The organism is Ruminococcus gauvreauii (genome assembly GCF_025151995.1).
GTDB classification, from domain to species: domain Bacteria; phylum Bacillota; class Clostridia; order Lachnospirales; family Lachnospiraceae; genus Ruminococcus_G; species Ruminococcus_G gauvreauii.
This window is the reverse complement of the sequence record NZ_CP102290.1, coordinates 4034725-4048268: the sequence shown is the minus strand read 5'-3', so window position 1 is coordinate 4048268 and position 13544 is coordinate 4034725. Positions and strand designations below refer to the sequence as shown.

Sequence of the window (13544 nt, the reverse complement as noted above, 5' to 3'; positions counted from 1 at the left end):
TAATCACAGTCAATAAGAAAGGATACGATATATGACACAGAAACAGACGCCCTTGACTTTTGAAGTACGAATCGAGGACTGCCGCAACTTTACCTGGCAGGGAAAACTGACGACAGAAGACAGGCAAATCATAGAATTCAGAAGCGAGTTGGAACTGCTGACAGCCATCGAACATATGTTGTGTGATGACGAAAAAATATAACTCGCTTCTGTAATATGGTATCAATCAGACCTGCCTGTTCCACAGGTCATGCGTTTTGAGACCGTTGTCTTTCACTGCTTTGCGCCAGCCCATCTCGGCAGCCATTTTATATAGAAATCGTGGAAAATTCGGCGAGAAACATAGATTTCCGCCGATTTCACGCCGGGATATTCTGTCTGAGAGTGTACGGAGAGCCTGGGAAAAGTTTTTCTTAGGCCCTTTTCCGGCGGGAACACTGGCCAGCATTGACATCATGCCTCCGCCGCCTACGCCGAGTCCGCCGCCCCAGACAAAGCCGGCCTTCTCACACCAGCATTTCATGATATCCAACGCGAGCACATTCTGGCTGCCTTCGTAAAATCCGCAGTTTACAATTGCATATACTGTACAGTTGTTCGGGACAGCGGTATTTTTCAACTGTTCTTCCACTTGAATCAGATATGATATCAGATGAGAGGGGAGGGCGTCAACATAGAGCGGAAATGCAAAAACGATCACATCGCAGTCCTGCAGTGCGGCATAATCCTCCTGATTAAGCCGGTGTTTTATAGCATGTATGTTCACAATATGATCATTCGGAGAGAGCAGCGCCTGAAGTTCATTCAGTATGATTCCCGAAGCGCTGCGCTTTGCCTTGGGGCTTCCGTTTATCAGAGATATTTTCATATGTTCAGTGCCTCCTTTTCCTGGAAATCATCCGGAAAATCCAGAAAAGTGACAGACTCCACGGTACCGTACAGGTTGACTGCGTTTGCCGTCACCAGTTTTTGAGCAATTTCTTTTTCCTGATCGGTTATCTTATCACCGTAGAATATGACTTTCATGGTCAGGTCCTTCCTGTATCTCTGCTGATGATGCATTTCCCCGTTTTTGATCGCAAAGTAAGGATGAATGTAGGAAATGCTTCTGTCCAGAACATTTTTAACGAACGGACTGTAGCAGCCATAGTTACATTTGCTGATAATGAGCATTTCGCTGCACATGGCAATATTTTTCCCCATCTCCTGATATCCGTCCTTGATAATGCAGGCGCCCGGCGTTTTCAGCCAGCAGCCAAAGCAGCCGATGCACGGACGGATATCGTGATTTTCCGTGATGACAATGTCATCATCCGCGATCCGGGGAACTACTCTGCTCAGGGTAGTTTCGGTTACATCATGTATAATCAATTTCAATTTTTAATCCTCCCTCAGCTTCACAGCGCCTGCAGCCTTTCTGCGTCTGCTGTCATCAATGGCAGCATAATGTTTTTTTGTTGTGTTTACGTCTTTATGTCCCAGAACATCGGCGACAAGATAGATATCACCGGTTTCCTGGTACAGCGCGGTACCATAAGTGCTGCGCAGCTTGTGAGGCGTGATTTTCTTTGTAGTTGTAATTTCGCTGGTGTATTTTTTTACAAGATTTTCGACTGCCTGAATCCCAATGCGTTTGCGCTGGGTAGAATAGAAGAGTGCGTGCTCATGTCCGGTTACCGGTGTGATTCCTTTGCGCACCTCCAGATAGTTTTTTAATGCCTTCTCCACCTCCTGACCAAAATAAACGATCATCTCATTTCCGCCTTTTCTTGTCACCTTGATTCCGTTATTCTTAAAATCAATATCTTCAACGTCCAGACCGACACACTCTGAAACACGAACACCTGTTCCGAGCAGGAGAGTGACGAGCGCAAGATCACGTTCCTTCGTTTTTTCGTAATAAACCTTTTTCTGGCCGGTCAGATGATCGCCGCAGTGTTCGATATGATCCAGCAGCATGGCGACTTCATCTGTATCAAGCCGGATAATGGCTTTTTCATGAATCCTCGGCATATCGACCAATACAGTGGGATTCGTATGGATCATTTCACGTTTGTAATAGTACGCATAAAAACTGCGCAAAGCCGAAATCTTGCGTTTTAAGCCGCGTTCGCCGTTGGTGTTAAGATTTTCACCGACACCTTTGTAAACTTTCAGGTATTCCATATATTCCTCGATATCAAGAGCCTGCATCTGATCCAGCACATCGACCGTAAAAGAATCCATGGAGCGATCTTTATAGACGGGGTTTTCCTCAAGCAGGAACTGGAAGAAAACACGAATATCATATGCATAGGAAATTCGTGTTTTGGTCGTTGTTGTAGCATCAATAGAACGAAAATAATCCCGTGCAAACGGCGGAAGTGTCTTTAAAACCTCGCGCAGTTTCATAATATTCTGTATATCGGTCTGTTCATGATAGGTTGTACGGTTGTTCATGAGTGTTCCCTTTGCCTTTCCTCTTGCATCTATTTGATAAACTCGCGTTTGTCGTATAGATATATTATAAAAGACAATCCTTCTATCGTCAAGTACTTAAAGAAAAACTTCCATTTTCAATCCCGAAAACAGAAGTTTTTCTTTTCCATCCATTTTATTTTTAAGAATGTTTTCTCAGAAATGCTGCCAGAACTTTCCGGATAATTTCCCCAAACTGCGCGGCATCCCATGCACTTCTGCCGATAAATAAACCGTCAATATCAGGCACGGAAATCAGCTTTTCAGCATTTTGCATATTCACGCTTCCACCATATAAGAGAGGTATCGTATATGCCGCATCACCGAAATGCTCAAAAAGGGTATCTCTGATTACCCGATGCCGTTCACACGCATACTCGGCACTGGCAGGCTGCCCGCCTGTGCCGATCGCCCAGACAGGCTCATAGGCGATCCAGATGGATGACGCATCCTCAGGTTTGATACCGTATAATCCTTCTTTTATCTGAATCCGCAGCGTTTCATCCGCGACGCCATGTTCCTTTTGTAATCCGGTCTCGCCCACGCACAGCAGTGCCGTCATGCCATGACGGACTGCCGCATGAACTTTGCGATTTTCCATTTCATCCGATTCTCCTAAAACATGGCGTCGTTCAGAGTGTCCGATCTCCGCGATTGTCGCTCCTGCTTCTTTAAGCATGGCCGGTGATATCTCCCCGGTATACTGCCCCTCATCTTCCCAGGCCATGTTTTGTCCACCAATGCGGATCCCATAATCACACGCCCGCCGGCCCGCACTTTCGAGTGCCGTAAATGATGGTATGACAAAAAGTTCGATTTTCTCCCTGTCAACCGTTTTTATCTGCTTTCCCAACTCTTCCAGGTATTCAGCCGTCTGTGCAATCGTCTTATACATTTTTGTGTTTGTGCCAATATATAATTTATTTTTCATCGATACCTCCGACTAAAAAATTTTCCTGTTCGATTTCAATGATCGCCTTTACTTTCGGAGTGGACGGACCGTCGACAAATTCAAGACCGATCCACTCTTCTGCAATCGTCTTGGCTAATTCTGTACCGACCACACGGGCGCCGATGCAGAGAACATTGCCGTCATTGCTCAGTATGGAACGTCTTGCAGAATAAATATCATGGCAGACGGCTGCGCGGATACCTCGGAATTCATTGGCCGTCATACACATTCCGATTCCAGTACCGCATATCAAAATCCCCCTTTTCTGATAGCCGCTTTTTATCACCGCTTCACATACGCGCTTTGCTATGTACGGATAATAGGTCTCGTCCTGCTCTGCTGCCACCCCCACGTCTGTAACGGATATATTCTTACTGTTCAAATACTCGACGATGATTTTCTTTAACGCAACACCTGCGTTATCACTTCCAATTATAATATCACGCATTTTGTTCCTCCTTTTCGCACGAACGCATAATTGCTTTTACCGCTTCGTCACTTGAACCGGAGGGGATAAGTGCAAAGCCAACCATGCCGCGATAGCCGATATTTTCCATACATGCGGCAAGTGCAGGGAAATAAATTTCTCCGGTCCCCGGCTCATGGCGACCAGGAACATCGGCAAAATGGATATGCCCGATGATGTCCCGATAGCGGGTCAGACTCCTTACCAGCGCTCCGCCGTTCTCCTGCATGTGATAAAGATCACACAATAGCCTGATATGGGGAGATGCGATACTCTCAACAACGGCGGCAGCCATGTCAACATGGTCCATAAACACTCCCGGATGTGCGGTTTTACTAATCGCTTCCACCAGTACGGTCACGTCGTATTCATCCAGCACCGGTATCAGTTTCCGGTAGGTATCCTGCATCGTCAACAATTTTATTTCATCACTCAGATCGGAATAATCGCAGAGGATCTGATCATCCGAACCGATTGCATTTGAATGGGTTACAAGCATTTTGCAGCCCAACTCTGCGGCAATTTCCACAGAACGTGTCAGATGTGTAATATATTTATCCTGCTGCGCGGGATCGATGGGGGAATACGGTTCGTCCCCGGTAAAAGCTGCGATTTTAATGTTTGCTTCATCTGCTGCCTGTTTTATCTGTCCGATATCCTTATCCAGCCAGCCGGCAAATTCAACTGCATCGAATCCGGCGTCTTTTGCCTTTTGAATCCGTTCTGCAAACGGCACCTCCGTAAATAACATTTCGATATTGGCGCTTCGCCTCATCTTTAAACCTCTCTTCTACTCGTGGAAATCAGCGATTTCTCTGGTGAATTTTTTAATAAAATCAACGTTCAGCACTTCCTCTTTCCAACCCGGTTTCATGATCAGAGACATCCCTCTTTTAAGCGCTGCTTTTGCACCGTCAGACATGTTATCGGGATCGGCATCGCCAAATGAAGTATGCAGCTGCGGCCTGAGATGTCCTGTCACAAACGAGTGTGCAGCCTCACGCGGTACGCCCATCTCTATAATCCGCTCCATGGCCTCACGCATCGCTTCAAATAACGGCGCCGTTACCAGTTCCACGACACCCGGTTCAAGCAGACACATCTGCTCGGCTGTCATCCAAAACACCTGATTGACCGGAGTGAACATTTTTTTTGCCAGTATTTCAACTTCCTTTTTATCAGCCTCTTCGCCTTTCACCAAAGTACAGACCATATCCATCGGCGCAACACCGCCCCAGTAGTCCTTTGTCACTTCCGGATCAGAACTGGAGGTGAACACAGAAGGATGGTTGGGGTGAAGAACCACGTATTTCAGATGAGGCAGTTCCTCAATGGCACCTGAATAGGTCGCTGCGGGATCCAGCGTCATCAGTACTGCGCCCTCCTTCATATACTGCGTTACCTCTTTGGAAACAAACTGAATCAAGCGGTCCGGCACTGCAAGCACCACATAATCCGCATCCTCCACAGCATCCTTCATCTCGGAAACTGTGACTCCATACTCTTTCAGCCGTTCACTTTGTTTTTCTACATAGAACATCAGATATTCGGGGTCATCCTTCAGTTTTTGTACTAAGCGCCGGCCTACCTTTCCGCCGGCTCCGATTAATGCTATTTTCGTCATACGATTATTCCTCTCTTTCTATTTTTCTGTATTACTTTTCCGTGCAAGGATCTCTTCTGTCATACGTTTATAAACATCCGGCCGCCAATCCGGTGTTCCGACCTTATAATTATGTTCAAAATACGGATAATGCGGCATCAGTGTATCTGCCGTCAGGTCAATCGCTGCCAGATGCACGCCCGGGATCTGCGCCGCAGGATCGTCGAGTGTGTAACCAGCCGCAATATATGTCTGTTCGATCGGTTCGGCCGGCGACAATATATGGCTTCCGCCCGGCAATGTTCTGGTTTTAACCTTTCCGGTCAGATTAGCCGTGGCAATGTGCAGTGTATTCAATCCGACATGACGCCCCAGTATTTTCTGCCAGGCAGCTCCCATTCCCTTATCTTCCAGTGCGGAGGCACTTATCAGAAGTTTTACGCCTCTCGCTTTTGCATATCGGACGACTTCAGGAAAATAAAGGAGGTCATAGCCGGTTGCCGCCATCACTTTGCCATACGGCGTTTCGATGACCGGAGGCAGTGATTCTCCCTGTGCTGCCCAGCCTGCGTCTCCCGCGGTCAAATGCAGTTTGTCATACACAGCCTCGATTCCGCACGGACCGCAGATGACAAGGCTGTTATAAATAACGTTGTCCCGGCGTACCGGCATTCCAAAAACAACATAAACCCCCAGTTTCCTGGTTAACTCAGCCACCTCACTGACAGATCTTCCCGGCAGTGTTTCAGCCAGCTCTGACTGCAGCCCCCCATCGCTGCTGTAACCGGTCAGCGCCAGTTCCGGAAATATGATCAGCTTCGCGCCCTGGGTCACGGCTGTTTCGGTATATTCAATAATTCTTGAAAGGTTTCGCCGTGAATCACCCGCAATGGATCGAAAATTAACGACTGCCAGTGTCATAATCTTATTCATGCGTACCCTCCTGTTCTGTTTCAGACAGATCAAACGTTTCTATCATCGCAGTGTATCCAAATTGTTTTTCTCCTGACCGGTCGGAATACGAGTGAAAATGATTTATTTTTGTAAAATGTTCTGAGAAGTCATCGTAATCTTGGTCGTTACACGGCACATACGCAAGCCGGACGTCTGCCGGAACTTGTCCTGTGTAGTGCAAAGAATCAACCAATCCGACTGTTCCCCAGACAGTGTCGGCCATCTTCCATCCATCCGCCGCTTCTGTCGTTTCCCCGTCTGCCAGGCATAAAACAGCACTGCCGCCTGCCAAACCAAATACGACCGCGGTCTTATACGTTGCAGCCGCTTCCTGTACATGCTCTGTTTCGATACCATAGAGCGTTGGAAATACTATGAGCTGTGCCCCTCGTCTGGCAAGTGCACGGATGTATCCTTTCACACGCTGCTCTCCCATTTCCGGGCTTAGCGGAACGCAGTTTACCATACCTACTGTAATTATATCTTTCATATCATCGCACCTTCATTCTCCATGCCGCGTCTTCCAGGATTTCCTGATACATTTTCCGGTATATCAAAGGCCGCCATCCGGTTTTTCCCGTTGCCGGATCGATGGTAAATATTTTTTCCTCCCGGTTACACTCCCCCGCGGCAGCTGAAAGATCAATCGTTGCCATAAAAATACCGGGGTTGCACCCGCGCGGATCTCCAAAAGCAAATCCGGCATAATAGACAGCATCTCCCGGCCGGCATCCCGGACCGATCACACTGCTTCCGCCCATAAAGTGTTTGACAAGATCAAGCCCCACCAGATTGGAGGATGCAATGTAAATACTGTTTACCAGTACCATCGATTCCAGATCATCCCGGTTGATATTGGGCAGGATATCTTCAAACGGCAGCGCCGTAACGTTGATAAAAAGCTGTCCGCCCCGGGCCTTTGTGAGCCTTATCATTTCGGGAAACTTGTAACTGTCATAACAGATTCCCAGACCGATAACGCCAAAATTTGTTTCCAGAAAATACGGCTCATTTCCGCGTGTTGCCCAGCTGACCTCACCCGCCGGCATATGCAGTTTCCGGAAAGCATCCACCGTACCATCCGGTTTACAGACTGCAACTGAATTATAGATGATCGTTTCGTCGAGACTGTCTTTTTCCGGCATGCCAAACAGAATATAGGTTCCTGTTTGCTGTGCCAGCTTCGAGACCGCCTGGGAAGACGGCCCTGGAATCGGTTCCGCCAAAAGAGTCTGCATCTTTTGATGGCGTTCTTTATCGGACTCATCGTCATATCCGGTCAAAGCCAGTTCCGGTAGGACGATCATATCTGCTCCCGCACGGGCAGCTTCTTTCGCATAACCGCAGATACGCATGAGATTCATCGGTTTATTGCCCCATGCTGTTTTCAGATTGACGACGGCCAGATTCAGAATGCTCTCTGCCATTTTGTTACCTCCTCTTCTACTTGGTATTACGTATGAATATATTGCGGAAAGCAGGAACACTCAGACGATAACCCTCTTCCTCAGTCCCTCCGGCAGGCATAACCTGATTTTCGAGAATCACACCGCCCTGAAAACGATCCCGGTGCAAAGCTGCCGCCAGATCTTTCAGATATGGCGCCATCATTCCCTGGCCTACCGGACAGTAGGTAATGGATGCCAGTTGTTTACAGATCTTAAGATCCTTAATATGTATTTCCGCAATTTTACCCTGCAGCCGTTCATATCCGTCCGGATAAGGGATCTCCGACGAATACAGGCAGTTTGCCGGGTCCCACAGCGCCATCAGACGGTCACACATGAGTTCATCCAGAGCCTTGCGCATCAGGGCAGCTGTGTGCAGGAAACCGTTTGTTCCCGTTTCAATCATAATTGTAATCTGTTCTTCTTCTGCGATCTGGCAAACCGGTTCCATCAGGCGCAAAAATTTTAGCCAGATCCTGTTTCCGTCTGTAAGATGGTTCTCAGCCCCTCCGTATCCGAAGACAACTTGATGCCTGTCAAAGGAATTGATGCGGGTTTTGCTGCACCCATATGACTTGGCAAGGCGGATGGAATCACGCAAATACTCCAGTTCGTTCTGATAGCGAAGGCTGCCAGGCGACGTGTCATCCAGGGATAACCCGCTGAAGATATTGCGCATAACCGCAGTGCATTTGATATGGTTCTGCTCCAGCAGCCGCCGTACTTCACGCTCCTGCTGGTCAGACCGGCTGCCGTCCTCCGCTCCCCAGGCATACTGTATCTCGACATAGCGAAACCCATCGGCCCGGACAAGCTTTAGCGCACGCTCAAAATCCTGGCTTACCCCTGATGTTAATATCCCCGTTTTCAACTTTTTCTCCCCCAAAGTTCCAGCGCCGCTGCAAGCGGTTTGCACACGCGTGCCGCCTCCTCAAGTGGGATTTGTTCCGCTGCCGCCTTCACGGCCGCCATTGCCGCCTCAGCGCCGGCTGTTGCTCCCAGGGGATGTCCCTGTATGGCCCCTCCGATTCCGATGATGGTATTCTTTCCCAGCTCTTTTTGGTATGCTTCCTGAGAGATCGGGGTAATGCCTCCGCCCACGGCTGTCACAAGCGGTGCAATCTTTCCAAGAGGGAGCCGCTGTGCCTGCACGGTCCGCCGGAAATCATAATGTGAGGCCGGATTGCCGGGCAAAGGCGCCATCGTCATAACTGCATGAGCGCCCGCCAGCCGTGGGAGCAGCCCCAGCATGACTGAATTTGCAATTCCATTATTCCACGCGTTCATGACACCCACTCCGGCATAATGCCCCATAATGAACAGCTTATCGCCATACTGATCCGTAAGATCTTTCAGAGCGTCCAGACCGCTGAAGATGAAATTGACCAGACACGCCTTCGCTCCGGCCTGATAAAGTGCCTCTGCATGTTCCATCATTCGGGAAGGGGTATCAGTGATGTTCGGAAGATAAACCGGACGCCGCCCCGTCTTTTCGTAAACATCGGCCGCTGCTGCCTCATAAGAAAGAAAACGGTCGAGCACGCGGTTATAGCCCGGAGAGCCCAGCAGCTCATCGTCCTTGATCAGATCTACACCTCCCATAGCTGCCTGGGCGAACAGCTTTGCACCTTCTTCAGGTGTAAATCCGGCACAGGGCTTTATCATGTTTAATACCAGGGGACGGCTGCGTATTCCGGTCAGCGCTCTCAGGTCATCGATTCCCTGCCTTGGACCGCGGTATCCCGGCTTGTAACCGCCGGCAAACTCCAGATCGATTAAGCGGGCGTGCAATGCCGTAGATACATCATTTCCTACCAGTGCAGTCATCAGCATCGCCAGGCTGTTACCAAAATTGGCAGCCGGAAATGCAATCCGCAGAACAAACGTGCTGCACTGCCCGTCTGCTCCCTGCCCGGAATCCAAAACGGAAATCACTCTGCCCTGGTAGCTGCGGATCATATTTTCCGATATTCCCGGCACCCTGACCCAGGTTCCGATCGTCTGCCCGATCGCAAACACCGCCGCACGTTCCAGGATCGCCCCGTAATCCGGTCCGCTGACTGCATAACTGGCAACGACCGCAGGTTCCCCTATATCTTCCGGCCTCCCAAACGGCTGTTCATCATATCTCATAAGTTATCACTCCTATCTCAAAATTTGAAATTTGTCAATATATCTCCCGATATATTTTCGTAATTTATATCAAGACCTATATTAGGTATTAATTCATAAATAATAATTGTTAGTTTATCTGCCTTGTTTATCCATACACTTACCCTATCAGTTCTCACTGGATCTATGTCCTTACATTCCTTCATTCTGCTTTATGGATAAAGGTACAGGGTAGACTTTTGCTTAGTTACTGCCTCATTGGGCTGATGGAGTGATCCTCCTTATCCCTGTACCTATATCGGCACTATAAATCTATTAAGCCGCTTGCAGCTGGCTCTTTCTATAACTTCCAAAGACAAGTTCCGGTTCATAATAAGCTTTCTTTTTGGACAGCGTAAATATAAGGGTAAGCACCTTTTTACTCACAACCACCAACGCCTGCATCTTTTTCAGTAGGTTATTAATTCCAATTCTTCCATCAATTGTTGTATTTTAAAGCGTGCCGCATATTCACCATAATCAACGCCTATGCTGTCCTTTGCAGTTTCTACCAACTGTGCAGCCTTTTTTCTGCCAACCGTCTTTTTAACTGCTTTTTTGATCTCTTCCAGTACACCTTCTTCACCCAATTCCAATATAAATTTAGGAATAGGGCACACTTTCAGAAGGTGCATAGACGCTTTCCCTTTGAATGGATGTTTGAACACACTTACAAACTCCGGAAAATATTCATCTAATACAGCTGTAATCGTATTGACAATTGATTTCTTTCTCTTATTCATGCTATGCCTGGTTGTTGTCAGTCCACGCAGCTCTGCATAAACATCATGTGGAAGATATGTTTCAAAATATCGACCGTCTTTCACCAGCCTTGTAATAGTCAGGGCATCTTTTTTATCTGATTTTGTCTGGCTGTTATCGTCCAGTTCCTTTGCTTTTTGGGTATGATACGGATTTATCTGTACAACCGTGATTTTCGCTTGCATAGGAATGCTTTTTGTCCCGCTTCTGATACAGAAGACCTTGCAGCACACAGATCTGTGCCGTCTCCTCGATCATCTCAGCGGTGTGTTCTGCTTCCACCACATTTCTGCCAATCGCGACCAGGCCATGCCCTCGGAGCACCACTGCCGGCAGCCGGGGTTCTTGCCGAAACAGCGCCAGGATACCAGGAAGCTCTTCTTTTGGCACGACTGCTGCCCGTATATCCAGCACCGGAATTTCACATCCCCATTTAAGTTTGCTGTGCCAGGTGACAAGCGGTATCTTATCATTTTTTTCTGACCACGATATGGTCCACGGCGCGTGACAGTGGACGATCCCTCCGGCCTGGGGCAACCCTTTGAGCAGCGCAGCATGCAGCTGCCACTCTCTGGTGGGCACCCCTGTATCAGATACAGTCCCATCAAGATCCATCGTTATCCACCCATCGCCGTCCTCACGGCAGTCTGCCAGAGATCCGCCTGAGCATTTCACTACCATAAGATTCTTGCCTGGTATCCGGGCACTTAAATTCCCGCCGCTTCCGGTTTGAATACCTCTGGCGTAGGCACGCCGTGCCGCCAGAGTTAATGCTTTTAAAACCTCTGTTTTATTCTCAAACACTAGATTTTCACCTCATAAACAACTGTTTTTCAGTAATTTGGGATACAAAAAAACCATCCCTGCTTCTGACCAGAGTTCTTGTCATATGTTATATAGTGATACGAAAGGTTAAAACATGGTAACGGCAGTATCAAATATGACAGGAACCACACAGTACAAAAGCGGAATGGTTATTAAGTTTCTATCGATTAGCTCTTGTTCATAAGAAGCGCTATCTTGGATTTCTGAATATGCTCCTTCAATGAAGTGACAGCGAGAGTAACATCCCGTGCCTCCAGTGCATCCAGTATTTGAAGATGCTCGTTGATGGAGCCTCCGAAATTCCGCTGCTTCAGACTCAGCAGGCGATACCGCGTATTTTCCACATAGATCGTTTCCAGTATCCTGCCAAGCGAGCTGTTTCCCAGAGGCGCGAGGAGAGCCAGATGAAAGTCGCTGTCAGCCTGAAGATAACTCTTCATCTCGAGCTTTTCCGGATGTGCAGACCAATCCTCATAGAGGTCACGGTATTTCTGAAGAACCTCCCCGGGAATATCAAGCGCGATTTCCTGGAGTACCGTAGGTTCGATGATCTCTCTGATCTGAAAATTATCTATGACCTCTTCAAGTGACATCCGCGAAACAAAAATCCCCTTACGCGGAATGATATCGACCAGATTATCTTTCTGCAGCAAAATTAACGCTTCCCTGACCGGTGTGATACTGGAAAATCCAAAGCGGCCGGCCAGCTCCTGCTGATCGATAATTGCTCCAAACTCCACGTCACCGGAGAGTATCCATTCCTTGATATATCTGTATGCTTTTTCTGCTAACGTTTCTTTTCTCATAACAAATCCCCTATCCTTGCATAAATATTTTAGATATATTTAACATATATCTCTCCATATCTTACCATGAAAGGAAGTTGATTCGCAACCTTTTGTTATCACTTCAGCTTTCTAGTTCGAATACTCCGCCACGTTATCTTTGTCCACCAGAACACAAGGCATATCAAGCTGCTCGGAATAAGTCTCGCCGCGCAGGCATTTCAAAGCTTCCTTGACTGTTTCCGTACCAAACATATAGGGCTGCTGAGCGATCGTTGCTGTCAGCGTTCCCTGTTCAATAGCCGTAATTCCCTCATCGGTCGCATCAAATCCGTAAACATCAACATTGGTAACACCGGCATTTTTTAAGGCTTCGATCACACCCATTGCGGCGTCATCATTTGGCGTAAAAACAGCGTTCATATCCTGGAATGCGGTAATGGAGTCTTCTGCCAGTTTTAACACGTCGGCCCGGTCATAATTCATCTTTAAAGTCAGCGTATCGTATGTAATTCCGTTTTCGTCAAAGAAATCGGTGTATCCGTTTTTACGCTCTTCCGTGATGGCAACTCCCGGAGGCGTCGAGATAACGACAGGTTTTAAGTCTTCGCCGTGACGTTCAAAAGCATCTTCTCCAAGCATACGGCCCGCCCCGTAATTATCAGAAATGGTGATACAGTTTACATCCTCTTTCGAACCAATATCCACGATGAAAATCGGGATCCCGGCCTCCTTGAGCATCTGGATCATGGATGCCGCAGATTCATCATCCAGCGGAGAGAGCAGCACTGCATCAACCCCCATACTGATGCAGTCTTCCACCTGAGTCAGCTGGGTTCCGGCATCTGAATTCGAGTCGAAAGTGATAAATTCCACACCTTCTTCCTTACACTGCGCCTCAAAGCCTTTTACCACAAAATCCCAGTACTGGTTCGTCACCGTATGGGTAATGTACGCAAGGCTTAAGCCATCTTGGGCCCCGCCTGTATCTGGTTCTGAGGTTTCAGTAGCAGCCTCTGGCGTATCAGCGGTATCTTTGCCGGCGGTATCGGTATCCGTTTTGCTGTTACCGCAGGCCGTCATCAGCAGGCAAAATGTCAGTGTCGCAGCGATTAATTTCATTCGTTTCATATGGTTCCTC

At 47.9% G+C, this 13544-nt stretch carries 17 protein-coding genes; 1 reads left to right on the top strand and 16 read right to left on the bottom strand.

Annotation, left to right across the window (positions count from 1 at the left end; all coding sequences use genetic code 11):
* Positions 1–31 precede the first annotated feature (31 nt).
* Entirely contained in the window at positions 32–202 is a 171-nt protein-coding gene (locus NQ502_RS18885) for a hypothetical protein (protein ID WP_156887902.1), read from the top strand.
* Positions 203–226: 24 nt separating this feature from the next.
* Here NQ502_RS18885 and NQ502_RS18880 read toward each other — a convergent pair whose 3' ends face one another.
* The 16 genes from NQ502_RS18880 to NQ502_RS18805 all read right to left on the bottom strand — a co-directional run bounded on the left by NQ502_RS18880 (position 227) and on the right by NQ502_RS18805 (position 13534).
* Entirely contained in the window at positions 227–868 is a 642-nt protein-coding gene (locus tag NQ502_RS18880; protein WP_028528006.1) for an NAD(P)H-dependent oxidoreductase, read from the bottom strand.
* Complete coding sequence (locus tag NQ502_RS18875) at positions 865–1377, bottom strand: flavodoxin family protein (protein WP_028528005.1); 513 nt, start codon at positions 1375–1377, stop codon at positions 865–867. Before NQ502_RS18875 ends, NQ502_RS18880 begins: the two co-directional genes overlap by 4 nt.
* A 3-nt stretch (positions 1378–1380) precedes the next feature.
* Positions 1381–2439, bottom strand: coding sequence for a tyrosine-type recombinase/integrase (locus tag NQ502_RS18870; protein WP_028528004.1), 1059 nt, complete (start codon positions 2437–2439; stop codon positions 1381–1383).
* 160 nt (positions 2440–2599) lie between these two features.
* The gene (locus NQ502_RS18865) at positions 2600–3388 is read right to left on the bottom strand and encodes a triose-phosphate isomerase (protein ID WP_028528003.1); all 789 of its coding nucleotides are present in this window, start codon (positions 3386–3388) and stop codon (positions 2600–2602) included.
* Positions 3378–3857, bottom strand: coding sequence for a ribose 5-phosphate isomerase B (rpiB, locus tag NQ502_RS18860; RefSeq protein WP_028528002.1), 480 nt, complete (start codon positions 3855–3857; stop codon positions 3378–3380). The genes NQ502_RS18865 and rpiB overlap by 11 nt, the downstream gene beginning before the upstream one ends.
* Positions 3850–4650 carry a hydroxypyruvate isomerase family protein gene (locus tag NQ502_RS18855; protein ID WP_028528001.1) on the bottom strand — a complete coding sequence of 267 codons (801 nt, stop codon included), beginning with the start codon at positions 4648–4650 and terminating at the stop codon, positions 3850–3852. Before NQ502_RS18855 ends, rpiB begins: the two co-directional genes overlap by 8 nt.
* A gap of 15 nt (positions 4651–4665) precedes the next feature.
* Entirely contained in the window at positions 4666–5499 is an 834-nt protein-coding gene (locus NQ502_RS18850) for a phosphogluconate dehydrogenase C-terminal domain-containing protein (protein ID WP_044983080.1), read from the bottom strand.
* An 18-nt stretch (positions 5500–5517) separates the two neighbouring features.
* Positions 5518–6411 (bottom strand): carbon-nitrogen hydrolase family protein, encoded by an 894-nt coding sequence (locus NQ502_RS18845; protein WP_028528000.1) that lies wholly within the window; start codon positions 6409–6411, stop codon positions 5518–5520.
* Positions 6404–6922: a carbon-nitrogen hydrolase family protein gene (locus NQ502_RS18840; protein WP_028527999.1), complete on the bottom strand. Its 519-nt coding sequence runs from the start codon at positions 6920–6922 to the stop codon at positions 6404–6406. The genes NQ502_RS18845 and NQ502_RS18840 overlap by 8 nt, the downstream gene beginning before the upstream one ends.
* Before the next feature lies 1 nt (position 6923).
* Positions 6924–7859, bottom strand: coding sequence for a carbon-nitrogen hydrolase family protein (locus NQ502_RS18835; RefSeq protein ID WP_028527998.1), 936 nt, complete (start codon positions 7857–7859; stop codon positions 6924–6926).
* 16 nt (positions 7860–7875) lie between these two features.
* Positions 7876–8751: a sugar phosphate isomerase/epimerase family protein gene (locus tag NQ502_RS18830; RefSeq protein ID WP_028527997.1), complete on the bottom strand. Its 876-nt coding sequence runs from the start codon at positions 8749–8751 to the stop codon at positions 7876–7878.
* Positions 8748–10013, bottom strand: coding sequence for a RuBisCO large subunit C-terminal-like domain-containing protein (locus tag NQ502_RS18825; RefSeq protein WP_028527996.1), 1266 nt, complete (start codon positions 10011–10013; stop codon positions 8748–8750). Before NQ502_RS18825 ends, NQ502_RS18830 begins: the two co-directional genes overlap by 4 nt.
* Positions 10014–10441: 428 nt before the next feature.
* Complete coding sequence (locus tag NQ502_RS18820) at positions 10442–10978, bottom strand: IS110 family transposase (protein ID WP_049898064.1); 537 nt, start codon at positions 10976–10978, stop codon at positions 10442–10444.
* Positions 10908–11597 (bottom strand): class II aldolase/adducin family protein, encoded by a 690-nt coding sequence (locus NQ502_RS18815; RefSeq protein ID WP_083963188.1) that lies wholly within the window; start codon positions 11595–11597, stop codon positions 10908–10910. Before NQ502_RS18815 ends, NQ502_RS18820 begins: the two co-directional genes overlap by 71 nt.
* 188 nt (positions 11598–11785) lie before the next feature.
* The gene (locus NQ502_RS18810; RefSeq protein ID WP_028527995.1) at positions 11786–12424 is read right to left on the bottom strand and encodes a GntR family transcriptional regulator; all 639 of its coding nucleotides are present in this window, start codon (positions 12422–12424) and stop codon (positions 11786–11788) included.
* Positions 12425–12535: 111 nt separating this feature from the next.
* On the bottom strand, positions 12536–13534 hold the full coding sequence (locus NQ502_RS18805) for a sugar ABC transporter substrate-binding protein (protein ID WP_028527994.1): 999 nt from the start codon (positions 13532–13534) through the stop codon (positions 12536–12538).
* Positions 13535–13544: the final 10 nt, after the last annotated feature.